The organism is Stenotrophomonas sp. 109824_Sma, assembly GCF_056480025.1.
Genome location: NZ_CM151078.1, coordinates 2,551,801 through 2,575,830, shown reverse-complemented (window position 1 = coordinate 2,575,830; position 24,030 = coordinate 2,551,801). Strand labels below are relative to the sequence as shown.

General features: G+C 67.4%; 21 protein-coding genes. 8 read left to right on the top strand and 13 right to left on the bottom strand.

Translation table 11 applies throughout. The features are described from left to right. The first annotated feature begins 232 nt into the window (after positions 1–232). From ACZK1G_RS12190 to ACZK1G_RS12180, 3 genes are all read left to right on the top strand, one after another. The gene (locus ACZK1G_RS12190) at positions 233–2,518 is read left to right on the top strand and encodes an FdhF/YdeP family oxidoreductase (protein ID WP_101765558.1); all 2,286 of its coding nucleotides are present in this window, start codon (positions 233–235) and stop codon (positions 2,516–2,518) included. Between the two features lie 25 nt (positions 2,519–2,543). Continuing rightward, on the top strand, positions 2,544–2,879 hold the full coding sequence (locus tag ACZK1G_RS12185) for a hypothetical protein (RefSeq protein ID WP_080347520.1): 336 nt from the start codon (positions 2,544–2,546) through the stop codon (positions 2,877–2,879). Between the two features lie 116 nt (positions 2,880–2,995). Further along, positions 2,996–3,535 carry a DUF411 domain-containing protein gene (locus tag ACZK1G_RS12180; protein WP_101765557.1) on the top strand — a complete coding sequence of 180 codons (540 nt, stop codon included), beginning with the start codon at positions 2,996–2,998 and terminating at the stop codon, positions 3,533–3,535. Between the two features lie 113 nt (positions 3,536–3,648). On the opposite strand, the gene blaL1 is transcribed toward ACZK1G_RS12180, so the two are convergent. Beyond that, positions 3,649–4,521, bottom strand: coding sequence for a L1 family subclass B3 metallo-beta-lactamase (gene blaL1, locus ACZK1G_RS12175; protein ID WP_101765556.1), 873 nt, complete (start codon positions 4,519–4,521; stop codon positions 3,649–3,651). 277 nt (positions 4,522–4,798) lie between these two features. Here blaL1 and ACZK1G_RS12170 point away from each other — a divergent pair, with 277 nt between their 5' ends. Continuing rightward, a complete protein-coding gene (locus ACZK1G_RS12170) occupies positions 4,799–6,463 on the top strand; it encodes an amidohydrolase (RefSeq protein ID WP_201016757.1) in 1,665 nt (554 codons plus the stop codon). A 54-nt stretch (positions 6,464–6,517) separates the two neighbouring features. Here ACZK1G_RS12170 and ACZK1G_RS12165 read toward each other — a convergent pair whose 3' ends face one another. From ACZK1G_RS12165 to ACZK1G_RS12155, 3 genes are all read right to left on the bottom strand, one after another. After that, positions 6,518–8,944, bottom strand: a complete 2,427-nt coding sequence (locus ACZK1G_RS12165; protein ID WP_197621907.1) for a TonB-dependent receptor — start codon at positions 8,942–8,944, stop codon at positions 6,518–6,520. A 71-nt stretch (positions 8,945–9,015) separates the two neighbouring features. Continuing rightward, positions 9,016–9,873, bottom strand: a complete 858-nt coding sequence (locus ACZK1G_RS12160) for a FecR family protein (RefSeq protein WP_478447498.1) — start codon at positions 9,871–9,873, stop codon at positions 9,016–9,018. Continuing rightward, positions 9,870–10,394, bottom strand: coding sequence for an RNA polymerase sigma factor (locus tag ACZK1G_RS12155; protein WP_014037341.1), 525 nt, complete (start codon positions 10,392–10,394; stop codon positions 9,870–9,872). The genes ACZK1G_RS12160 and ACZK1G_RS12155 overlap by 4 nt, the downstream gene beginning before the upstream one ends. Positions 10,395–10,598: 204 nt before the next feature. Here ACZK1G_RS12155 and ACZK1G_RS12150 point away from each other — a divergent pair, with 204 nt between their 5' ends. Both ACZK1G_RS12150 and ACZK1G_RS12145 read left to right on the top strand, forming a co-directional pair. Further along, positions 10,599–10,865 carry a hypothetical protein gene (locus tag ACZK1G_RS12150; protein ID WP_101765553.1) on the top strand — a complete coding sequence of 89 codons (267 nt, stop codon included), beginning with the start codon at positions 10,599–10,601 and terminating at the stop codon, positions 10,863–10,865. Positions 10,866–10,874: 9 nt separating this feature from the next. Beyond that, positions 10,875–12,053: a low temperature requirement protein A gene (locus ACZK1G_RS12145; protein ID WP_101765552.1), complete on the top strand. Its 1,179-nt coding sequence runs from the start codon at positions 10,875–10,877 to the stop codon at positions 12,051–12,053. Here ACZK1G_RS12145 and ACZK1G_RS12140 read toward each other — a convergent pair. Genes ACZK1G_RS12140 through ACZK1G_RS12130 form a run of 3 tightly spaced genes read right to left on the bottom strand, consistent with a single transcriptional unit; the run spans position 12,050 to position 16,203 of the window. Next, entirely contained in the window at positions 12,050–13,489 is a 1,440-nt protein-coding gene (locus ACZK1G_RS12140) for a coiled-coil domain-containing protein (protein ID WP_101765551.1), read from the bottom strand. The two genes, ACZK1G_RS12145 and ACZK1G_RS12140, sit on opposite strands and share 4 nt — an antisense overlap. Positions 13,490–13,505: 16 nt before the next feature. Then, complete coding sequence (locus tag ACZK1G_RS12135) at positions 13,506–14,993, bottom strand: DUF6384 family protein (RefSeq protein ID WP_101765550.1); 1,488 nt, start codon at positions 14,991–14,993, stop codon at positions 13,506–13,508. 13 nt (positions 14,994–15,006) lie between these two features. Continuing rightward, complete coding sequence (locus ACZK1G_RS12130; protein ID WP_075678181.1) at positions 15,007–16,203, bottom strand: cell surface protein; 1,197 nt, start codon at positions 16,201–16,203, stop codon at positions 15,007–15,009. A gap of 301 nt (positions 16,204–16,504) precedes the next feature. Here ACZK1G_RS12130 and ACZK1G_RS12125 point away from each other — a divergent pair, with 301 nt between their 5' ends. Next, positions 16,505–16,939: an EamA family transporter gene (locus tag ACZK1G_RS12125; protein ID WP_049445505.1), complete on the top strand. Its 435-nt coding sequence runs from the start codon at positions 16,505–16,507 to the stop codon at positions 16,937–16,939. Between the two features lie 31 nt (positions 16,940–16,970). Then, positions 16,971–17,363, top strand: a complete 393-nt coding sequence (locus ACZK1G_RS12120; protein WP_101765549.1) for a DUF3224 domain-containing protein — start codon at positions 16,971–16,973, stop codon at positions 17,361–17,363. Positions 17,364–17,381: 18 nt separating this feature from the next. Here the strand turns inward: ACZK1G_RS12120 and ACZK1G_RS12115 are convergent, their stop codons facing one another. The 6 genes from ACZK1G_RS12115 to ACZK1G_RS12090 form a co-directional block, all read right to left on the bottom strand. After that, positions 17,382–18,023, bottom strand: a complete 642-nt coding sequence (locus ACZK1G_RS12115) for a response regulator transcription factor (RefSeq protein WP_101765548.1) — start codon at positions 18,021–18,023, stop codon at positions 17,382–17,384. Beyond that, positions 18,016–19,071: a sensor histidine kinase gene (locus ACZK1G_RS12110; RefSeq protein ID WP_101765547.1), complete on the bottom strand. Its 1,056-nt coding sequence runs from the start codon at positions 19,069–19,071 to the stop codon at positions 18,016–18,018. The genes ACZK1G_RS12115 and ACZK1G_RS12110 overlap by 8 nt, the downstream gene beginning before the upstream one ends. Before the next feature lie 254 nt (positions 19,072–19,325). Continuing rightward, the gene (locus ACZK1G_RS12105) at positions 19,326–20,063 is read right to left on the bottom strand and encodes an MgtC/SapB family protein (protein ID WP_014037331.1); all 738 of its coding nucleotides are present in this window, start codon (positions 20,061–20,063) and stop codon (positions 19,326–19,328) included. A gap of 31 nt (positions 20,064–20,094) precedes the next feature. Beyond that, positions 20,095–22,854 (bottom strand): magnesium-translocating P-type ATPase, encoded by a 2,760-nt coding sequence (gene mgtA / locus ACZK1G_RS12100; protein WP_180853911.1) that lies wholly within the window; start codon positions 22,852–22,854, stop codon positions 20,095–20,097. 63 nt (positions 22,855–22,917) lie between these two features. Further along, positions 22,918–23,217 (bottom strand): hypothetical protein, encoded by a 300-nt coding sequence (locus tag ACZK1G_RS12095; protein WP_006447714.1) that lies wholly within the window; start codon positions 23,215–23,217, stop codon positions 22,918–22,920. 292 nt (positions 23,218–23,509) lie between these two features. Next, positions 23,510–23,809: an EF-hand domain-containing protein gene (locus ACZK1G_RS12090; protein WP_049445012.1), complete on the bottom strand. Its 300-nt coding sequence runs from the start codon at positions 23,807–23,809 to the stop codon at positions 23,510–23,512. Positions 23,810–24,030 lie beyond the last annotated feature (221 nt).

Genomic DNA, 24,030 nt, shown 5'->3' with positions numbered 1-24,030 from the left:
GACAAGGGAGAAACGCGGGCGGGCCACCGCCTGCGGTTTCGAGAATAGCGCAGTGGTCGCTCGCAGACGCGGCTGTAACCGTTGCCATGGCAGGGTGTGCTGAAAACAGCCTGTCCCCTCTGGCGAAGCGCCGTGGGCCGTGCTTGACTGAGCGGCTGGTCGTGCTACTGAATGTACCGCCGGACCGCATTGTGCCGTTCGTTGCTGCGTTCCTCCCGCCAGGTTCCCGAACATGTCCGAGCAGAAGCCGCCGCGTTACAAGCCCTACAACCAGCCCGCCGGTGGCTGGGGTGCCGCCGGCGCGACCGCCAAGGTGCTGCTGCAGCAGAGCGTGATCGGCAAGGGGTCGAAGGCGTTGCTGGCGATGAACCAGCCCGGCGGCTTCAAGTGCCCGAGCTGCGCGTTCCCTGATGCTGACGAACGAAAGAAGCTGGAGTTCTGTGAGAACGGCGCCAAGGCGCTGGCCTGGGAAGCCACCCAGTTCCGCGCCGGTCGTGAGCTGTTCGCCCAGCACACCGTCACCGAACTGATGGCGCAGACCGATTACTGGCTGGAGATGCAGGGCCGGCTGACCGAGCCGATGCGCTACGACGCGGCGACCGACCATTACGTGCCGTGCAGCTGGGACGAGGCCTTCGCGCTGATCGGCCGCCACCTGCAGGCGCTGGACAGCCCGCACCAGGCCGAGTTCTACACCTCCGGGCGCACGCCCAACGAAGCCGCGTTCCTGTATTCGATCTTCGTGCGCGAGTTCGGCACCAACAATTTCCCGGACTGCTCGAACATGTGCCACGAGCCGACCAGTCGCGGCCTGCCGCCGGCCATCGGGGTGGGCAAGGGCACCATCGTGCTGCAGGATTTCGAGCATGCCGAGGCGATCTTCGTGATCGGCCAGAACACCGGCACCAATTCGCCGCGGATGATGAGCAACCTGGTCGAGGCGCGCAAACGCGGCATCCCGATCGTGGCGGTCAATCCGATGCCCGAGCGCGCGCTGATCCGTTTCGCCGAACCGCAGGACGTGGTGCAGATGGCCACGTTCGGTTCGACCGAGATCACCAGTGAGTTCGTGCACATCCGCATCGGCGGCGACCTGGCCCTGATCAAGGGCATGATGAAGGTGATGTTCGAGCGCGAAGCGCAGGGCGAGCGCGTGCTCGACCACGACTTCCTGGCCGAACACACCGTGGGCCTGGAGGCGCTGCGCGAGGACGTGCTGGCGCAGGACTGGGACCAGATCGTGCAGGTGTCCGGCATTTCGCAGGCGCAGATCCGCCGGTGCGCGGAGATCTACATCCGTTCCAAGGCCACCGTGATCTGCTACGGCATGGGCCTGACCCAGCACCAGTACGGCTCGCGCCTGCTGCAGCAGGTGGCCAACCTGCTGATGCTGCGCGGCAACTTCGGCAAGCCCGGCGCTGGCATCGGTCCGATCCGTGGGCATTCCAATGTGCAGGGCGACCGCACCGTCGGCATCGACGAGAAGCCCAAACCGGCCTACCTGGACCGCGTGCAGCAGGTGTTCGGCTTCGATCCGCCGCGCGAGCACGGCCATCACGTGGTCGAGTCGATCGAAGCGATGCTGGATGGCAGTGCCAAGGTGTTCATCGGCCTCGGCGGCAACTTCATCCATGCGGTGCCCGACACGCCGCGCGCGTACGAGGCGATGCGCGGCCTGGAGCTGACGGTCGGCATCGCCACCAAGCTCAACCGCGGCCATCTGGTGCACGGCCGCGATGCGCTGATCCTGCCGGTGGTGGCGCGCTCGGAGCGCATCATTACGCCGGCCGGCGAGCAGTTCGTCACCATCGAAGACGCGATGTCGAACGTCACCGCCTCGCGCGGTGTGCTGGAACCGGTCAGTGCGGAGGTATTGCCCGAGGTCGAAATCGTCTGCCGCATGGCGATGGCCACGCTGCCGCACAGCAGGGTCGACTGGGCCGGGTGCATGCATGACTACACACCCATCCGCGAACTGATCGCTGCCGTGTACCCGGAGATCTACACCGGCTTCAACGAGCGCATCCAGCAGCCGCACGGCTTCCATCTGGACATTCCACCGCGTCGCCGCGTGTGGCCTACGCCGAACGGCAAGGCCAACATCCTGGTGATGTCCGGTCTGGACGTGGACGATCCGGTGCACGACCCGGACATGCTGCGGCTGGCCACGGTGCGCTCGCACGATCAGTACAACACCACCATCTACAGCTACAACGACCGCTATCGCGGCGTGTACAACGATCGTATGGTGCTGTTCATGAACATCGAGGACCGGCTGGCGCGCGGGCTGGAGAAGGAAGCGCTGGTCAGCCTGGAGACGATCAGTGGCGATGGCGTGCAGCGGCGCATCGAGGGCCTGACCGTACTGGACTACCCGATGCCGCGCGGCGCGCTGGCCGGCTACTACCCCGAACTGAACCCGTTGTTGCCGCTGGGCTACTACGACCGGATCAGCGGCACGCCCGCGGCCAAGTCGATCCCGGTGCGGATGAGTGCAATGGCGGCGGCGATTGCGTGACACGCGCATCGGCTATCATCAACGGGTGAACCTGCCTGGCCTGCTGCTGCGATGGATGTTGCTTGTTGCCCTGGTGCTGAACGCACCGGCGCTGGCGCTTGCCTCATCGCCGTACACCATGGCCGCCGATGCGGATCACTGCGCCGCACCGCAATCCGCTGCCATGCCCGGATGCTGCGACGAGGCGGCATCAACGGTCTGCCAGAGTGGTGAGTGCGAATGCCCCCCGGCCTGTCTCGGCATGCTGGCCTCTCTGAGCGGAATGCCGGCGTCGCCCTGGCGTGAGGCGCCTTTGCCAGCCAGCGCCCAGCAACGCGCATCGCCGCCAATGCCGGACCCGTTGCGGCCGCCCATCGGTTGATTCCCTGCAGGCCTCAAGCGCCTGCCGTAGTTGCTCGTCTTACTTACGACCTTGTCTGCGCCTTCGATGCGCGGGCAGCGGGCCGCATTGCCCGCATCTGCAAAGGAATCAACACCATGAACCGTTCTCTCTCCCTCGGCCTGCTGCTGGGCACCGTGCTGGCCACCACCGCCTGCGCGCGTGCTGCTGAAGAATCGCCTGCTGCGCCGGTCGCCAGCGAAGCCCCGGCGGCACCGATCAAGGCCAGCCCGTCGCAGGCGGACCCGGCGCTGCCGATCGCCATCGTGCACAAGACCGCCAGCTGTGGCTGCTGCGGCATCTGGGTCGACCACCTGAAGGCCGAAGGCTTCCAGGTGGATGTGCGCGATACCGATGACATGAACCCGGTCAAGGTTCGTCTGGGCGTGCCGGTCGGCAAGGCGTCCTGCCATACCGCCGAGATCGGCGGCTATGTGGTCGAAGGCCATATCCCGGCCGAAGACATCAAGCGCCTGCTGGCCGAAAGCCCGGCCGCGCGCGGGCTGGTGCTGCCCGGCATGCCGGCCGGCTCGCCGGGCATGGAAATGCCGGATGGCTACGTGCAGCCGTATACCGTTGAGCTGGTGCGCACCGATGGCAGCACCGAGCCGTTCGCCCAGCACGGCCAGGGCGGCTGACAGGCCGTGGGTGCCGGTCGTCCTGACCGGCACCCTTCGGTGCGCCCAATGTAGAGCCGAGCCTACGCTCGGCTTGCTCTCTGTAGCGTCGAGCATGGCTCGACGCTACAGAATCAGCGGGCCCCGGCGATTTCCTTGGCCAGCTGTGCGTCGAACTTCTGTTCGGCCGCATCCGCGTAGGCCTTGCAGGTCAGTGCCTTGGCACCGGCCTTGGCACCCGCGGCGTAGTCCCAATTGCTGGCGCCCGGGTGCGGGGTCAGCAACAGGTCGCAGGGAAGGCCGCGCACCGTGGTGAAGCTGCGTCGGTAGTCCTCGACCAGGCGTGGATAGCGGGCGTTCTCCTGCAGCTTGTAACCCGGTGCACTCAGGCTGTCGGCATAGGCGATGCGCACCGGCTTGCCATCGCGGGTATCGGCCCAGGTCCAGGCGGTGCTGCCGGGGGTGTGCCCCGGCATGAAGTGCGCGGTGAACGCGATGCCGCCCACTGTCACCACCTCGCCATCCATGATGATGCGGTCGGTGCTGGCCGGTGGAAAGGTGATGCCGTCGCCAAAGTGCAGGTCGTTGCTGCCGCCGCGCGCCAGCAGCACCGCTGATTCGGCGTTGGCCGCCACCTTCGCACCGGTACGGCGCTTCAGTTCCGCCACCGGGCCTGCATGGTCGGCATGCGCGTGGCTGAGCAGGATCAGCCGCAGATCCTGAGGCGTCACGCCGCGCGCCTTCATGTTGTCCAGCAGGTGGCTGGCCATCTGCGGCATGCCGCCGTCGAGCAGCACCGCGCCGTCGGCGGTCTGCACCAGTAGCGCGGTCAGGTCCTGCGTGCCGATCTGCCACGTGTGGTCGGCGATCTGCAGCGGCGCCATCGGCTGCAGCCACGAGGCGTCCACGGTGTAGGCCCGTAGCTGCGGCAGGGGTGCTTCGGCAGCGCTGGCGTGGGTGATCGGAAGTACTGCGGCGAGCATGAGGGCGAGCATGTGCGGGCGCATGTGAAAGGGGTATCGGGAAGGTGGGTCGAGGCTAGCACGGTGCTTTCCGATGCCGTTTCGATCATTCCTCATGCCTGCCATGAGCCCGGGTTGCGGGTGCCGGAATACTGGCGCGACAACTGCCGTGAAAGGGCGATGCAGTTCGCAACGTGTTCGCATTGCACGGGGTAGCCTGCAGCGACCACAAGGAAGGAGCAGGCGCATGTGCATTGTGTGCAATCCAGGGGCCGCAGCATTCCTGCAGGCACGTCGCGAGTTTCTGGGCGGGATGGTCGGGTTGGGGGCGGCGGTGCTGGCCGGGGCGGCCGTACCGCTGGCGGCGTTCTCCGCTACGCCTGCGCCGAACCTGGCAGGGCCGGCGGATCGGATTTTCCATGGCGGTCCGATCCATACGCTCGGGCCCAAGGGCAAGGTGCAGGCGGTCGCGGTTCGCCAGGGGCGGATCCTGGCCACGGGCAGCCACGAGGAAGTCATGCTGCATCGGGGGCGCCAGACCGATGTGGTCGACCTGCGCGGCAGGGCGCTGCTGCCAGGCTTCATCGACCCGCATATGCACTCGGCGATGGCGATGCTGTCCGACTGGGTGGACGTGACACCGTTCAGTACCGGCACGCTGGCCGAGGCGCTGTCGAAGATCGGTGCTGCAGCGAGTGCGAGCAAGCCCGGCGAATGGGTGGTCGCGCAGGGTATCGACCCCTCGCTGATGCCCGGCAAGGCCATCACGATGCAGGCGCTGGACGATGTGGCGGCCCATAATCCGGTGTTCGTGCTGGAGTCCAATGGGCACATCGCCTACAGCAATACGAAAGGATTCGCTGCAGCCGGTGTCACCGATGCAACGCCCGATCCCGACCAGGGGCGCTACGATCGAGCGGACGGGAAGCTCACGGGGCGCATGCAGGAATCTCCTGCGATGAAACCGTTCATGGCGGCAATGCCGATGCCCAGCCCGGAACGCTATGCCGAGCTGATCCAGCAGTTGTTCGCGGACGCGACCAAGGCGGGCTGCACCAGCCTGCATGACGCAGGTATTGGCACCGGCGGCACGACGGACCTGGACGTGCTCAATGGAGTGATGGCGAAGAATCCTCCCATCCGCTACTCGGGATTCCTCACCTCCGATCTGATGGACGACTGGATCAAGCGCGGCCTCAGGCCCGGCGATGGCAATGATCGATTCCGCCTGACCGGTATCAAGTTCTGGTCCGATGGCTCCAACCAGGCGCAGACGGGCTATCAGCGCGAGAATTATCTGGGTTCGGACAAGCGAGGCGCATTGAACTACACCGAAGCCGAGTTGATAGCCGGGGTGCAGCGCGCGCACGACCTCGGTTGGCAGGTGGGAATCCATGCGAATGGTGATGCGGCAATCGACACCACGCTGAACGTCTATCAGGCGGTGCTTGCAAAGACCCCGCGCGCCGATCATCGCCATCGCATCGAGCACTGCAGCGTGCTGCATCCTGAGCAGATCGTCCGCCTGGGCTATCTGAAGGTTTCGCCTTCGTTCCTGATCGGGCACGTGTACTACTGGGGGAAAGCCTTCCGGGACAACATCCTCGGCCCGCAGCGCGCTGATCTCTACGATCCCTGCCGGTCGGCGCTGGCGGGCGGTCTGCGCATTTCGCTGCACTCCGATTTCAACGTCACCACCATCGAACCGTTGCGCTACATCGACAACGCGGTGAACCGGCGCATGCGTGATGGCGGCGAAGTGTTGAACCCGGAAGAGTGCATCAGTGTCGAGCAGGCGCTGCGCGCAGTGACCATCGATGCGGCATGGCAGTGCCGGGTGGACGACATCGTCGGCAGCCTGGAGCACGGCAAATACGCTGACATGGTCATCCTCGACCGCGATCCGCTCACGATCGATCCGGCGAGGATCATCGACCTGAAGGTGATGGAAACCTGGCTGCAGGGTGAGCGGCGCTACGCCGCCTGATCCGGGGCGTGTGGCCTGGGCCCGGGGCAACATCGCCCCGGGCCCCGTGCAGGTTCAGTACCGGTACTGCCACCCCAGCGTCAGCACCCGGCCGCGCCCGGAGAAGTAGCTCGGGTTCGACGGCGTGGTCTGCGAGTAGTAGCTGATGTACTGCTTGTTGGCGAGGTTCTGCACGCCCAGCGTGAAGGCGTGTTTGTCCAGCGCATAGCGCGCGACCAGGTCTACGGTGGTGTAGCCCTTGAACTCGGCCACGCGTGCCCCCTGCAGGTCGAAGTCGCGGTCGAAGGCATGGCTGGCCTGCAGGCGGGTGCTCAGCTGCGGCGTCCAGTTCTGTTCCCAGAACGCGGTCAGTCGGTTCGGTGCGATGTTGACGCCGGCCAGGTCGCTGTCCAGCTGGCCATCGACGTTGGCGTCGTAGCGGCCGTTGGCGCGCGCATAGCCCAGGCCAAGGCGGCTCCCCCCCAGCCGCAGGCGCAGGTTGCTCTCGAAACCCTCCACGCGGGTGGCCTGGCGCTGCACGTTGTAGGCATCGATGCCTGCGTCGTAGACCAGCACCGAGCCGAGCTTCGATTCAGAGGTGTAGTACGCGATATCGCCGCTGAAGCGTCCATCGTCGTACTCCAGGCCGATCTCGCGGTTGTCCGACACCACCGGTGACAGGTCCACCAGGCTTTCCACGCGCTGGCCGTCCCGGTTGATCGCGCGCAGCACACGGCCGACATCGGCCACGGTGTAACCCTCCGAGTACGAAGCATAGGCATTGAGGAGATCGTTGATGTACCAGACCGCGCCGAAGTTGGGCAGGGTCTCGCTCATGGTCGGCTTGCCGCCGGCCACCTTGCGCGCGCCATAGCGGGGCAGGGTGGTGTAGTCGCCTACTTCCAGTTCGCCCTTTTCGTAGCGCAGGCCGCCGGACAGCATCAGGTGGTCGGTCGGCCACCAGTGCAGCTGCAGCAGCGGCGACAGGCTCTGGTAGGTGGTCAATGGCACCCAGTTCATGCCGCTGGCCAGCAGGACCTGGTGGGTGCGGTCACGCAGGCCGTCCAGGCCCAGGGTCACGTCCAGCGTGGTGCCGGCGATGCGGCTCCAGCTCTGGGTGAGCTTGAAGCCACGCTTGTCCGATTCGTTCTGGGTCTGGTCCCAGGCGGCATTGGCGCCGGTGTTGCCCCACGGGTCCCACTGGCTGGCGCCGTAACGGCCTTCGAAGTCCACCGCGAAGGCCTGGGCCTGGAAGCGGCCACCCAACAGATCGGCGGCGCTGTAGTCCATGGTCAGCGAGCGCGAGCGGTTCATCGGCGGGTCCAGAGGGGTATCGCCGGGCACCGAAAGTGTCGGGCGACCGGTGCGGTAGTCACCGTTCACCGCCAGGTAGTTGTCCAGCCCGCGTAGCTCGTAGCGATTGGCCATAAGCTGCAGGCGGTGGCCCTCGGCAATGTTCCAGCCGAGCTTGGCGAACACGTTCGACGAGGTCGAATCCATCAGTTCGCCCTGCGAGTTGGTGCCGATCGAGCGCCCCTCGCCGTCATGGAACAGTCCCTGGCGCTCGTAGGCCAGGCCAGCCACCAGGTCGAACTGCTCGCCACGCATGCCCACCAGTGACGACGCGCGTTGGCCGTTGTCGTCATGGCGGCGAGGCAGGGCGGCACTGTAGCTGAGGTTGCTGTCGAACAGGAACGCTCCCGGTTCGCTGGGCGCACTGCGGGTGATGATGTTGACGATGCCGCCGGTACCGCCGATGCCCTGCAGGGCGTTGGCACCGTGGATGACTTCGATGCGTTCGATCATCGCCGCATCGATGGTGTGCGAGTCACGCGAGCCATCGCGCAGCGGCGTGGACTGCGGCACGCCGTCGACCATGTACAGGATGCCGCGGCCGCGCATGGTTTCGCCGTAGTTGGACATCTTCTCGCGGGCAGGCGCAAACGCCGGGATCTGTGACGAGAGTACGCGCGAGACATCCGAGCCCAGCGCCAGCTGCTGGGCGATGTCCTCGCGGGTCAGCACGGTGATGGTGTTGGGCATGGCGGTCTCGCCCTGCGGCATGCGTGCGGTGGACGCCGATACAGTGACGCGGGCCAGTGAGGTAGCCGCGGCCTGCGGCGCGGGGCGCGCAGGCGGGGGCGCCTTGGCCGGTGCCGGTGCAGTGGCCGCCGCGCTCAGCACGAAGACGCCCGGCGATCGTTCCTGCAGTGCCAGGCCCTGGCCGGCCAGGAGGCGCTGCAGCGCCTCGCGCGGGGTGTAGCGGCCGTCCAGTGCCGGTGCATTGCGCCCGCCTACGCTTTCCGCGGCGAACAGCAGCTGGATGCCACTCTGCCGGGCCAGCGCGTTGAGCGAGGCCTGCAGGGAGCCTGCGGGCAGGTGGAATTCCACGGCGGCCGGTGCCGATGTCTGAGCGGCGGCGGGCAGTGCCGCACACAGGCAGGCGGCAAGCAGGGTGGGGGCCAACCGGCGCAGTGCGGCAGGCGGAACGGGGCGGGTCATGTAGAGGTCCTTCGGAGGGGTTCAGACACCTGCCGGATGGGAGGGCGCGCAACCCACCCTCGCAACGGCGATCAATCGCGGGCGCGCAGGTGCAGGCTGCCGTCGGCGGCGGTCTGCAGCTGCACCGGCAGGATGTCCGGCAGCAGTGCCACGGCGGTCTCGGCGCGATCGGCATCGAACACGCCCGAGACCAGCAGCGGGCCCAGCGCCGGGTCATCCAGCACGATCGGGCGGTCGTGGTAGCGCTGCAGGATGCGCAGCACCTCCGACAGCGGCAGCCGATCGAACTGCAGCCGCCCGTGGGTCCAGTCGGCCCGGTCCGGGCTGACCGCTTCGGGGGGCGACAGCGATCCTGCCTGGGCCAGCAGGCGCTGGCCCGGCTTCAGCCGTTGCTCGGCCTCGCTGCCGTCGATGTGCACGCCCACCTCGCCGCGCCACAGGGTCACCTCGCTCAGATCACCCTGGCGGTCCACGTCGAACACGGTGCCGTAGTTGCGAACATGCACCGGACCGGCATCGACCTGGAAGCGGCGCCAGGCCGAGTGCTGCACCTCGAAGCGCGCCTGGCCGCGCACCAGCAGCACCTGCCGCGAGCGCAGATGGCGGCGCACCTGCAGGTGGGTACCGGCATCGAGCAGCACCTGGCTGCCGTCGGGCAGGGTGACGTTGCGGCGTTCGCCGACGGCGGTCTGGTAATCGCGTACCTGCCAGGCCGGGTCGGCCGCCAGCAGGGTACCGCCGGCCACCAGCAGCAGCGCCAGCGCGGCCTTGGCGGGGCCAACGCTGCGCCGACGCTGCAGTGCTTCAGGGCTGGGCAGCGGGAAGCGTTGCTTCAAGGCATCGCGGTGCTGCTCCAGCATCTGCTCGGTGCAGGTGGAGGTGGAGGTGGATGGCGGTGGCGGTTCGGAAGGGGCGGGCGTGCGGCTCATTGCAGCCCCGCGTGCAGGCGGCAGTCGGCCATCGCCAGGCGCAGGTGGCGCTCCACCGCCTTCAGGCCGATGCCCATGCGCTGCGCGACCTCCGCCTGTGGCAGCTCGTGGATCTTGTGCAGGATGAAAACCTGCTGGCGCCGGCAGGGCATCCGCTCGATGGTGACGCTCAAGTGCTCAAGCGCGTGCATGCCCTGCGCCTGTTGCTCGGGCCCGGGGCGCGGGCAGGCGCCCTCGGGCAGTTCGGCGCGCGGCTCGACCCAGTGCCGGCGCAGGTCTTCTGCGCGGCAGCGGTCCACCGCCGCGTCGTGGGCGATCCGGCGCAGCAGCGCGATCGGTTGCCGTGCGTCATGCACCGGCGGTCGCTCCAGCAGGCGTACGCAGACGTCGTGGACCACTTCGCGGGCCAGCCCGGGCGAGCGGAAGCGGCGACGCAGGTAATCCACCAGTTCCTCGTAGTGGCGCACCAGCGAAGACACCAGCGGCAGCGCAGGCGGGTGGGGTGAAGGCAGCTGGGACATCCGGACCGGCAGCAAGGACGAAGGGCGGGCGCAGGGCGGGCATCCCTGCGCGATGACGCAATACTAATGGGAACTGTTCGCGTTTGCTATGCGGAGCCGGCGACGCCGATTGTTCGTGGCGGCTGGAAAGTGAAACCACGATCATCGGCTGGAGCGCAGAATCGGCCCGGGCTAGCCTGCCTGGGGATTCAAGGAGATCGACGGATGCATGTGATTCTGGTGATCACCGCAGGCGTGCTGCTGCTGGGGGTGTTCCTGCTGTTCGGCCATCTCTGGAGCGTGGGCACCTCGCAGCTGCCCACGGCGCTGATCGCATTCATCGCCACCTGGCTGCTGGTGGCCGTGGCCAACATGTGGGTGGGGGTCTGCAAGGCCGGTTATGCAGTGCGCGAGGAGCTGCCGATCCTGCTGCTGGTATTCGCCGTGCCGGCGCTGCTGGCCGGTTTCCTGTACTGGCGCCTGGCGCGCTGAAGGAGTTCCATGAGTACCCGACCGCGCCTACCCGCGCTGCGCCACCGCGATGGCCATCATGCCCGCGTGACCTACGAAGAACTGTTCTTCGACCTGGTCTACGTGTTCGCGGTCACCCAGCTCAGCCACCATCTGCTGCACCACCTGGACCTGGCCGGCGTGCTGCAGACGCTGGTGCTGTGGTTCGCGGTCTGGCTCGGCTGGCAGTACGCCTGCTGGGTCAGCAACTGGTTCGACCCTCAGGCGCCGCGCATCCGTGGCCTGTTGTTCGCGACCATGCTACTGGCGTTGTTGATGTCCTCGTCCATTCCCGAGGCATTCGCCGACCGCGCATGGATGTTCGCCGGGGCCTACGCCACGATGCAGGTGGGGCGAACCGCGTTCGTGCTGCTGGAGGTCGGCCGCAACCATCCGTTGGCGCCGAATTTCCGCCGCATGCTGGCCTGGGTCAGCGTCGCGGCCTGCTTCTGGCTGGCCGGCGCAGCGGCCGAGGGCAACCTGCGGCTGGCACTGTGGGCGGTGGCAGTGGCCTGCGAGTACATCTCGCCGATGTTCGGCTTCGCGTTCCCGGGCATGGGGCGTTCGCACACCCGCGACTGGACCATCGAGGGCGGTCACCTGGCCGAACGTTGCCAGCTGTTCGTCATCGTCGCGCTGGGCGAGACGTTGCTGGCCACGGGTGGCGTGCTGAGCGAAGTCGAGCACTGGAGCCTGCAGGTGGTATACGCGGTGCTTGCCACTTTCGCTGGCACGATTGCCATGTGGTGGCTGTACTTCGGCATCTCCAGCCGTGATGCCACCGAGGCCATCACCCACGCCGAAGACCCCGGACGGATGGGCGCCAACTTCCATTACGTGCATGCACTGCTGATCGCCGGCATCATCGCCACGGCAGTGGGCAACGATCTGGTCATGGACCACCCGGGGGCGGCCGTCACCACGGTGTACGCCACCGTGATGGTGGCGGGACCGCTGATCTATCTGCTGGGCAGCGCCCTTTACAAGCGCGTGGTCTATGGGCACGCGCCGCGCTCGCATCTGCTGGGCGCCGCCGCGCTGCTGGTGCTGGGCCTGGCGTTGCCATGGATGCACCTGCTGGCCGCCGGATGGCTGACCAGCCTGGTGCTGCTGGGCGTTGGACTGCTGGACACGCGGCTGAAGCGGCGCACCCGGCAGGTGCAGGGCTAGAACCCGCCGCCGGTCTTGAAGCCACCACCACCGCTGATGCCGCCGCCGCTGTGGAAGCTGCTGCCGCTGGAACTGGAGCTTGAACTCGAGCTCGAGCTGGAGCCGGAGCCGGAGCCGGAGCTGGAACGAGAGCTTGAACTGCTGGATCCACCCGCAAGCAGGTCGAACAGGCTGCCAGAGGAGCGGGTGGTGCTTCGGCTGCTGGTGGTGCTGAAGAAGGATGCGGCGACGGTGGCCGGGGCGGCGGCCCGGTAGCGCGGTGCCTCGTACGCCTGGCGCTCGATATCCGCAGCGGCCTGGTAGCTCCTGCGCGCAGCCTGCAGGCTGTCCAGGCGCTTCTTCAGTACGGCCATTTCGCGGGTGTGCTCGCCCACCATGCCATCGATCTCGCCCAGGCGCAGGCGACTGCGATGGATGCGTTCGAGCACGGCATCGTCCTCGCCGGAGGCGGTGGCGGCGACGCGCCGGTACAGGTCGTCCATGCTCTTGGCCGACAGCGTGCGCGCCAGCGCGGTGAGCAGGGCGCCGCCTTCGGCATCGGTCCAGCTGCGGAAACCATCGATCTGTGCCTGCTTGGCATCCACGGTCTGCCGATGCAGCTGCTCGGCCAACAGCGCCTGCGCCACTGCGCTCTGTGCCGTCTGCAACTGCTGGCGCAGCGGGTCGCCGCCGGCATGGGCGAGTGCGGCGTCGCGGGCCTGCTGCACCGGCTGGCGGGCCGCCTCGACGTCGGCACGGGCCCGTCCGGCATGTTCCTGCAGATAGGGCGGAAGCTCGACCAGCGTGGCGTACTCGCGGCGGGCACGGTCGAAGCCGCACAGCTCGGCCAGCCAGCCATCGACGGTGCGCACCAGCGGCCAGCCGCGATAGGCCGCGCTGCCGAAGCTGCGACGGTGCAGGTACATGAAGATCGGGTCGGCCTGATAGGCGCCGGCCTTGGCGTCATGCTCCGACTGCGCAGAGGCGGCCATGCGCTCCACTGTGTCGGCGCGCGCCTCGGCCAGCTGCAGGTCGTCCTGCAGCACCCTGTAGGTGGGTTCCGCTTCCAGCGTGGTGTCCACCTGCTTCTGCAGGGCCTGCCACTGGCCGCCGGCGGCGTCGCGTGTGGCAACGGCCTCCTGCGAGCGCTGCTGCAGTGACTGTTCGATGTCCAGCAGCGCCTGCAGCTCGTCGGCCAGCACCGCCGCTTTGCGATCGCGGCGCTGCAGGTCGGCGCTGGACTGTTGCAGCAGGTCCCTGGCCACCACCGGCGGCGAATCAGTGGCCGCCTCGGCCTGCAGGCGGGCCAGTGCATTGAAGTCCTCGCGGACCCGGCCGTGCAGCGCTTCCTGTTCCTTGATCAGTTCCCGGCACTGGTCGCCACGCGTGGCCAGTTGTGCCTGCACCTGGCCGATATCGGTTTCGACATCGGCAATCGCGTCGTTCAGATCTCTCATGTCAGTTCCTTACCCATCACCATTCGGTGATGTAGCCGCCGGTGGTGGGCATGCGGAAACGCGGCGACAGGCTGCCGCGCGGCTTGCTGCCGATCTGGTCGTCCTCGATGATGCCGTTGTCCTGCTTGTCCGCGGCAACCCGGTTGTAGGTTGCCTCCGGCACGCGCACGGCGAACAGCGAGGCCCATTCGTCCTTGCCGGTTTCCTCATTGCGGATCAGCAGTTCGGTGGCCTTGCCGGCCTCGTCCAGTGCTTCGGTCACCAGGTAGTAATTGCGGCCACCGTTGGCCTTTTCGTTGTAGCGCCAGACGCCGGTGCGCTCATCGTCGCGGTTGACGATGCGGTAGACCAGGGTCTGCGACAGCAACGCCACCAGCTGGGCGACCTCGTCCATCGCCGGTCCGGCCTCGGCCAGTGTCTCGACGCGGATCAGCTGGGCGGCCTGGTCCAGCGCACGTTCCAGCCGTTTGCGGTCCTCGCCAGCAACGCCCGTGGCCAGGCCGTCGGCCTTGAGCTGGGCCAACCGTTCGTTGAGCGCGGCCAGTTTGTCGGCACTGCCGATCAGGTCCTTCAGGGTGGTCACCGCCTGGCCGGCTGCGGCCATGTCCCCGGCGCGAAGTGCGACGTCGCCGCCGGTGTAGGCGCGTGCCCGTACCTTCTCCGCGTCCGGAGTGAGGCGTGCTGCTTTTGCGGCCGCATTGGTGGTGTCCAGCAGTTCGCTGGCATCGATGGCCTGGCCGAGGGTGGTCACCCGCTCGGTCAGTGTGGGCAGGGTTTCCCTGGCCTGCGCCAGCAGCTGCGCGGCGGCCAGCCGGTGCTGTTCCACCTGGGCGGCTGCCTGTTCGCCGGTGGCGCTGCCGCCGCTGCTGATACGCGTGAGCTTGTCCTTGTGGATCAGGGTGGGCAGGTTCGCCATGGCGGCGGGCACGCCGGCAAAGCGCCGCTGTGCTTCGGCCAGCGCGGCCTGTGCGCCTTCGGTCAGTGGCTGCAGGCGCTCGCCGCTGGCCGTGGCACGTGGCAGCAGCCCCTGCAGGGCCTGTTCCTGCCCGGCCAGAAGGGCGCGCGCTGCGGCAGCCTCCTGTTGCTGCGCGGCCACCTTGTCGTTCAGCACCTGCACGTTCTTCTGCACGTTGCTCTCATGCACGAACGCACCGAAGCTGCGCGCCATCACCAGCAGCATGCCGAGCACCAGCAGCAGGAAGGCCGCCAGCAGCGTCCACTTCAACAGCCGGGCCCGATCGATCCAGCGCCGCGCCAGCCAGGCCTTCCAGCCACGCGGCGCGGCATAGAGGTAGCGCTGCTCACGCTGGGCCTGGATGCCGGCCTCGAGGATCTCGTCGGAGACCTCGATGCCCTGCGAGCGGTACAGCTCAAGCAGGCGCTGCTTCAGCGTCGCCCTGTCATGGCCGCTGTCGGCCAGCGCCTTCATTTCGGCATTGCGGTAGCGCAGCTGGTCGACCACATCCATGGTCAGCAGCGCATCCTGCAGCTCGGCAGGGGCCATCGTCGCACTCACCTCAGCGCGACTCCGGGCTCGGCGGTGCCTGCAGCAGCGCGGCGAAGCGCTGCTTGCCCTGTTCGACATACTCGGCGATCTCGGCCGAATCACGGGTGGCCTGGCCGCGCAGCTGCTCGATCTCCTGCAGCGATGTTTCCTGGAAGCGCACCACCGCATCGACCAGCTTGCGCACCGAATCGACGCCGATGGTGGCGCCGTAGCCTGCCTTCAGGCCCTCGTGCAGTACCTCATCACCGATGTTGGCCACCGCTTCCAGGCCCTTGGAGGTGCCCTCGGTCATCGCATTGAGCGCCTGCGTGGACTCGTGCAGGCCCATCTGCGTGGTGAAGGCCAGGTTCAAGGCGGTGAAGCTGGTTTCATTGGTGGAGAAGAACACCACCGAGCGCTCGTTGACGCGGCGCTTGACCTCGTGCGACTGGTGCACGCGCAGCATGATCGCCTCGGAAGTGGCGTAGTTCACCTGCAGGTTCTCGGCCAGGTCCTTGGCCAGCTGGTAGCGCGATTCCTCGGCCTGGTTGTTGCGCAGGGCTTCATCGCGGGCCATCACCAGGCGGCCGGTGTCGGCGGCATCGGCCGCCGGGTCGGCCGATTCCACGCGCTGCTGCGCCTGCTTCAGCGCCTCGCGCGCATCGGCCAGCACCTGCTCCTGCAGCTTCAACAGCTCATGCGCCTGGATTTCGGCATCCTTGATCGACAGGCGGAAGTCGCCGTACATCTCCAGCACGCGCGATTCGCGCTGCAGCTGCTCGGCCGAATCGCGGCTGACCTCCAGGAACGTACGGCGGATCTTCTCGAACCGGCTCGGGATGTCACCGCGGGTGACCTTCATCCACAGGTTCTGCAGGCGTTCGCCCATGTCGATCTTGCCGTCGCGCACCTGTTCGACCATGGTGCTGGCGTCGTCACGGATGCTGTCGAAGGCGCGGATGATCTCGGTATAGCGGTCGGACACCTTGGCCGAGCTGATTTCATCACGCATCACGGCATTGAAATGGCCGGACTGCTGCAGCACGCGGGCAATGGCCACCACGCGGCCCTGGTCGAGGGTGGACAGCTGCGAGACCAGCGCGATGGCCGGTGCGTTGTTGTCCTGGGGGGCGGCCAGGCCCAGGCTGCGCAGCGTGGCCATGGCGCGGTCGAGGTACTTGATCGGCGCGGTAGCGGCCGGCGTGGCAAGGAGAGTGTTCTCGGGCATTTCGACGGCTCCGGTCAGGACAAGCAATGAGAAACCTGCCGCGCCGAACGGGCAGGTTGCTGCGAAATGAAGGGGAAGGGGAGCGGCAGCCGAGTGCTGCACGGCAGGGCGGCCCGGTCGAGGGCGGCTGGCCCGGCAAGGGCGAGGATGATGTCCTGTTCACGCATGGTGCATTCCCTGCAGATCGCCCCCCTGGCGATTCCGTGCCCATTGTAGCGGCGGTGACGGGCAGGTGAAGCCCCACCGATGGCAGGGTGGAGTAGCGTTGGCGCACATGCCGGTGCAGGCAAGCGAGGCCTTCGTGCAGAACCTACCTCAGTGGTTGATCTGGGCTGGACTGTCTGCCGTGTTCGCGGCGCTGACCGCGCTGTTCGCCAAGGTGGGCGTCAAGGGTGTCGACTCGGACCTGGCCATGGCCATCCGCACCCTGGTGGTGGCGGCGGTGATCCTGCCGCTGGTGGTGGTCACCGGCAAATGGTCCAATCCGTTGCTGCTGCCCGGGCGCACCCAGCTGTTCCTGGTGCTTTCCGCGCTGGCCACTGGCGCGTCGTGGCTGTTCTACTTCCGCGCATTGCAGAGCGGCGAGCTGGCCAAGGTGGCGGTGGTGGACAAGTTCAGCGTGGTGCTGGTGATCGTGCTCGCCTATCTGTTGCTGGGCGAACGGCCGAGCCTGCGGGAGTGGAGCGGCATCGGCCTGGTGCTGGCCGGGGTGATCGTGCTGGCAACGAAGAAGTAGCAGCGTTCAACCGATCAGACGGGAGAGCAGGATGCAGGGCGAAGCACACGGTACGTTTGAAGTGGATCTGCGGCCGATCGGTGGCAACGACGGCCCGATCGCGGTGATGTCGATCAACAAGACCTTCGCCGGCGACCTGCGGGGCAGCAGCGTCGGCCAGATGCTGGCCTTCCGCACGCCGGTGCAGGGCTCGGCCGGCTACGTGGCGATTGAGCGCGTGACGGCCACGCTGGCCGGGCGCGAGGGTGCATTCACCCTGCAGCACAACGGCGTGATGACCCGCGGTGTTCCGGAGCTGAGCGTGATCGTGGTGCCCGATTCCGGCAGCGAAGGGCTGCTCGGCCTGACCGGCACTTTGGAGATCACCATCAGCGACGGTCGCCACGACTACCGGCTGCAGTACACGCTGCCTGACCCGGAGTAGGACTGGCCGGCGTTGCACTCAACTGCTGCCGGCCTGTAAGCGGTCATACATCCGCACCAAGTCGACCAGGGTGCGCGCGCCCATCTTGCGCATCACCTGCGCGCGGCGCACCTTCACGGTGATCTCGCTGACGCCCAGGTCCCCGGCGATCTGCTTGTTGAGACGGCCGCGCACCACGCCATCGACCACCTCGCGCTCGCCGGCATTGAGCGTGTTCCAGCGTTGCTGCAGGGCATCGAGTGCCTCGCCGTCGCGACGGCGCTGGCGGTCGATCTCGATGCCCTTGTGGATCGCATCCAGCAGTTCCTGGTCACGGAAGGGCTTGGTCAGGAATTCGATGGCACCGTCCTTGATCGCGTTGACGCCCATCGCGATGTCGCCGTGGCCGGTGATGAACACCACTGGCAGCTGCAGGCCGTGGCTGCCCATCGTGCGATGGAATTCGAGGCCACTCTGGCCGGGCATGCGCACGTCCAGCACCAGGCAGGCCGGTGCGTCTTCCAGTTCGTGTTCGAGGAACGCCTGGGTGGAGGCGAAGGCCCGTACCTGCAGGCCCATCGAGGCCAGCAGGTCTTCCAGCGCGGCGCGCACCGACGGATCGTCGTCGATCACGTAGACGATGGGGGCCGGGTCGGCAATAGGTGCAGCGGGCTTACGCATGGGGAGAATCCGTGGCGATGGGCAGGTCGAACACGAAGCAGGCACCGCCGCCTGCCGGTCGTTCGGCGCGGATCTGGCCGTCGTTGGCCTCGATCATCGAACGGCTCAGGCTGAGCCCAAGGCCCAGTCCGTGTGACTTGGTGGTCCAGAACGCATCGAACACCCGCTCGGGATGGTCGGCGGGCAGGCCGACGCCGCGGTCACGCACACTGAGACTGACCCGCTGGCCGTCACGCCGGGTCAGCAGCGACAGGCGCCGGTCGGCGGCGGGCACAGCTTCCATCGCGTCCACCGCGTTGAGGATCAGGTTGCCGATCACCTGCTGCACCTGCACGCGGTCGGCCTGCACCAGTGGCAGATCGGCATCGAGCAGCAAGGCCACGGCCACGCCGTGCTGGTCCAGCTCGCTGCGCGACAGCGCCAGCATTTCCTCCACGGCCTGGTTCAGATCGAAGGCGCGCCGCTCCGGTGCCGCGCCCTGGGTCAGGCCGCGGATACGAGCGATCACGTCGCCGGCGCGATGCGCATCGGCCAGGATGCGGGCCACGGTCTGCCGTGCCTTGTCCACGTTTGGTGGGTCCTGCGCCAGCCAGCGCTGGCAGGCTTCGGCGCTGCTGGCGATGGCCGCCAGCGGCTGGTTCACTTCATGCGCAATGGAGGTGGTCAGCTCGCCCACGGTGGAAGCGCGCGCCACCCGCAGCAGGCGGCCCTGCGCTTCCTGCACGGCGGCCTTGGCCGCTTCCATGTTCAGGGCAAGGTAGGTGGTGATGCCGATCACCAGCATGCCGATGACCGAGTTGACCAGGCCGATGCGGTAGGTGCCGAAGCGGGTCAGGAAGAAACTCAGCCCGGTCAGCGCGATGCAGGCGATGGCCAGCGTGATCAGCCCGCGCGCGCTCAGTATGCGCGATGCGGCGAGGATGACCGCTGCGTAGAAGCAGGCGGCGGCGACCGCGTAGTCGGTGACGGTGTCGATCAGGAAGATCGCCGCCATCACGACGATCAGGGCCAGCAGCACCAGGGGGCGACGGGGCGACAGCGATGGCATCGGAACGGCTCCCTGGCGTGGGGGGAAAGGATAGCAAAGCCGCCTTTGGTGGATGCCGGCACGCATCAACGCGATGCCCGGTAGTGCCGGCCGCTGGCCGGCAGCTGCAGGACTTCCCCGGAGATCATGAGGTTGCCAGCCAGCGGCCGGCATAACCGGGGTCTGTGCCGACCAAGGTCGGCACCCACCAAGGCGGTGCACGGTGTTGCCGGCGTCCATGAGGTTGCCGGCCAGCGGCCGGCACTACCGAGCCGCTATTCCTCAAGGCTGGCGTTCCAGAACCCCTGCAACACCCCGGGCGTGGTCGCCAGCGTTGCCAGCACCGCGTCAAGCTCACCGGCATCGACGGTGGTGGCATACAACACCGCTTCAATCTCCACGTCGCGCTCGCCGAACGGGCGCTGGTCCACCGCGCGTACCGGGTAGTGCGCCTGTTCCAGCAGCAGCAACAGCTGGTCCAGCACCTCGGCCTGCTGCTCGCGCTGGCAGACCACGTTGATCGCATAGGTCGCCTCGCTGAACGCCTCCGGCAGCGGCTGCCGCTGGATGCGGTTCACCACTGGCCGCAGCAGGGTGTTGGCGGCCAGCACGAACACCGCCGCCATCACCGCCTCCGGCAGCAGCTTGATGCCCGCACAGGCACCGACCGCCGCCGAGCCCCACAGGGTGGCGGCGGTGTTCAGGCCGGACACCTGCGCACCGTCCTTCATGATCGCGCCCGCGCCGAGGAAGCCGACGCCGGAGATCACATAGGCCACTACATGCAGCGGTGAGGGCGGGCCGCCATACAGGTCATGGAAGCGCACGGCCAGGTCCACGAACACCGCCGCACCGACCGCCACCAGCGTATTGGTACGCAGGCCGGCGGTGCGTTGGCGCAGCTGCCGTTCCAGGCCGATGGCCGTGCCCAGCACGAATGCCACCGACAGGCTGATCAGCGAGCTCAGGGTTGCGCCGGCGTTGAACGCCGGCAGGTTCGGATTGATGTCCATTGTGTTTCTCCCTGGACAAGGCGGCGGGCGCTTACTGCCAGCCGTAGCGACGGATGTAGAACTTCTTCAGTGCGGTGGTCAGCACCGCATAGCCGAACAGGATCGCCACCAGGAACGGCCAGTAGCCGGTCGGCAGGGCCTGCAGCTTGAAGTAGCCAGCCAGCGGGCTCATCGGCAGGGCCACGCCGATGGCCATGATCAGGCCGGTCATCACCAGCAGCGGCGGTGCGGCGATGCTCTGCAGGAACGGCACCTTCGGCGTACGGATCATGTGCACGATCAGGGTCTGGGTCAGCAGGCCCACCACGAACCAGCCGGACTGGAACAGGCCCTGGTCGGCCGGCGTGCGTGCATCGAACACGTACCACATCAAGGCGAAGCAGGTCAGGTCGAAGATCGAGCTGATCGGCCCGAAGAACACCATGAAGCGGCCGATGTCCGCCGGGTTCCACTTCAGCGGCTTGCGCACCAGCTCCTCGTCCACGTTGTCGAACGGAATGGCGATCTGCGAGATGTCATACAGCAGGTTCTGCACCAGCAACTGCAGCGGCAGCATCGGCAGGAACGGCAGGAAGGCCGAGGCCACCAGCACCGAGAACACGTTGCCGAAGTTGGAGCTGGCCGTCATGCGGATGTACTTCAGCATGTTGTTGAACGTGCGCCGGCCCTGGATGACGCCTTCCTCCAGCACCATCAGGTTCTTTTCCAGCAGGATGATGTCGGCGGCCTCCTTGGCGATATCCACCGCGCTGTCCACGCTGATGCCGATGTCGGCCGCACGCAGCGCCGGTGCATCGTTGATGCCGTCGCCGAGGAAGCCGACCACCTTGCCCTGCGCGCGCAGTTCGCGCACCAGGCGCTCCTTGTGCAGCGGCGTCAGGCGGGCGAATACGCGGTGGTGGTGTAGCGCCCGCGACAGCGCGCCGTCATCCATGCGCTCGATCTGCGGGCCGGTCAGGATGGTGTCCGCGTCCAGCCCCACCTGTGCGCAGACACGGGCGGTCACCAGCTCGTTGTCGCCGGTGAACACCTTCACTTCCACACCATGCGCGGCCAGCGCCTGCAGCGCCTGCGCAGCCGATTCCTTCGGCGGGTCCAGGAAGGCCACGTAGCCGACCAGGGTCAACCCGCATTCGTCGGCCTGCGAGTAGGCGGTCTGGCTGGCGGCAGTCTCCTTCATCGCCACCGCCACCACGCGCAGGCCCTGTTCGTTCAGTTCCTCGGTGGTCTGCCGCACCCGCGCCAGGCGGCGCTCGTCCAGCGGCATGTCCTGGCCGTTCTCACGCACGGTGCTGCACACCGCCAGCATCTCTTCCACGGCGCCCTTGCAGATCAGCTCATGGTGATCCTCGCGCTCGGACACCACCACCGACATGCGGCGGCGCTCGAAGTCGAACGGGATCTCATCCACCTTGTGGTAGTCCTGCGACAGCCGCAGCGAACTCTGCAGCTCGACATGCTCCAGCACTGCGCGGTCAAGCAGATTGATCAGGCCGGTCTGGAAGTGGCTGTTGAGGTAGGCGAACTTCAGCACATCCTCCGAATCGTGACCGAACACATCGGTATGCCGCTCCAGCGCGATCTTGTCCTGGGTGAGGGTGCCGGTCTTGTCGGTGCACAGCACTTCCATGGCGCCGAAGTTCTGGATCGCATCCAGGCGCTTGACGATCACCTTGCGCCGCGACAGCAGCACCGCGCCCTTGGCCAGGGTGGAGGTGACGATCATCGGCAGCATTTCCGGGGTCAGGCCTACCGCCACGGACAGTGCAAACAGGAACGCCTCGGTCCAGTCGCCCTTGGTCCAGCCGTTGATCAGCAGCACGAACGGCACCATCACCAGCGCGAAGCGGATCAGCAGCCAGCTGACGCTGTTGACGCCGGCCTGGAACGCGGTGGGCGCGCGGTCGGTGGCAGTGCTGCGCTGGGCCAGGGTGCCGAAGTAGGTGCGGTTGCCGGTGGCCAGCACCACGGCGGTCGCGGTGCCGGACACCACGTTGGTGCCCATGAACAGCAGGTTGTGCTGCTCCAGCAGGCCGGCCAGGCCATCGCCGGGGTGCGCGAACTTCTCCACCGGCAGCGACTCGCCGGTCATCGCCGCCTGCGCCACGAACAGATCCTTGGCGGTCAGCACGCGGCAATCGGCCGGAATCATGTCGCCGGCCGACAGCACGATGTGGTCACCGGGCACCAGCTCGCGGATCGGCAGGTCCAGCAGGCGGGCCGGGCGACGGCTGTGCAGGTGCGCACCGAAGTACTGGTCGGCCACATCGGCGGCTTCGGTACCCGGATTGCGGCGCAGCACGCGTGCGGTATTGCCGACCAGTGCCTTCAGCCGCTCGGCGGCACGGTTGGAGCGGCCTTCCTGCACGAAGCGGATCAGCGTGGACAGCAGCACCATCGCGCCGATCACGATCGTGGCCTTGATGTCCTCGGTCAGCCAGGACACCGCCGCCAGTACGGTCAGCAGCAGGTTGAACGGGTTGCGGTAGCACTGCCACAGGTGCCGCCACCACGGCAGCGGCTTTTCGTGATCGACCTCGTTGGGGCCGAGCGTGGCCAGCCGCTCCTCGGCCTCATGCGGGCTGAGGCCATCGGCATGCGATTCCAGCGTGGCCAGCAGCTGGGCTTCATCCTGCTGGGCAAGGGTGACCAGGCCGGTGGTGAGCGCGAACGGCGCGGCCTCGGCGCTGCCCGGGCCGAAGCCGGCTTCGGGCATCGCGCGGCGGCGGAACAGGTTGCCTGCGCGACGGCTGCGCAGGAAGGCGTTGAACCACGCGTTGAGCAGGCTCATGGGACTCTCCTCGAATGTCAGAGCCGGCCGGGGCCGGAACACGAACGGAACGGATGGAACAGGTCAGGCGTGGCGCATCGCCAGCACCGCGGGCGACCACGGCTGCATGTGCAGGCGCTGGCTGCCACCGATGCACAGCGGCTTCATCGCATCGCGCAGCGGGTAGGGCAGGTGGCGCAGCACGTTGATGCGCTCGCTGATCGGCAGCAGCGACAGCGCGTCGGCCACCACGCGTGGCGAGCCGAGCGACAGCGAACGGGCGAACATGACCGGGCCGTGCTGCAGCAGCTGGCTGCGCAGGGCGGCAACATCGCGCTCACCGATCAGGCGGCGCAGGGTGATGTAGAGGATCTTGTAGGACATGGGGGCGATCTCCAGGCAGGCGGCACCTGGCGATCCCCCGTCACTCAGGCAGGCAGGGACCGGCGGGCAGGCGCCAGGAACAGGCAACAAGCGGGCATCCGGGGCGCGGTGCGCCCGGCAGGGTCGGGGTCCATCTGCGTCTCCATGAGGGGAGGGGCCGGCCAGGGTTGCCCTGGCCAGTGGCGCTATTGTCCGCCCCTGAATGGGGCAGTCCTAGAGGCTCGTGGGTTAGCCCGGCTATACCTTGGTATAGCCGGGCACGCGTCACGCCGATCAGGGGCGCATCACGGGATCAATGCGCGGTGCTGGTCTGCTTGCACACGTCGTACTCGCCGCGGGTCAGCTTCTGGTCGCGGTCGGTATCGCAGGCGTGCAGGCGCTCGGCCCAGTCGGGTGCCACGGCATCCACTTCGGCCAGGGTGACGATGCCGTCCTTGTCCTTGTCGAGCGATTCATAGGCAGGGATGAGCTTCACTTCGGTTACGTCCTCGGCCGCGGTAGCCTTGCTGGCCTCCTGCGTTTTGGAACAACCGCCCAGCAGCAGGCCCGCGCAAAGGGCGAGGGCGACGGGGAGATAGCGAACACCGGTCATGGCAGGCTCCAGAAGTAGGGAGGTAGGCCAGGGTTGTCCGTGGCCACGGCCGGATCATCGGCGCCTGCTTGTAAGCGAGCTGCGAAGAATCCGCCTGCCTGGCCGGTGGCGGTGGGCGGCCATTCACCGGGCTGCCGTGATCGACGGCGCAGAGGCGGCTGGGTAGAGTCGACTATCGCGCGCAGCGCGGGGTTTTCGGCTTCCCGCCGAGAGCAGTCGAC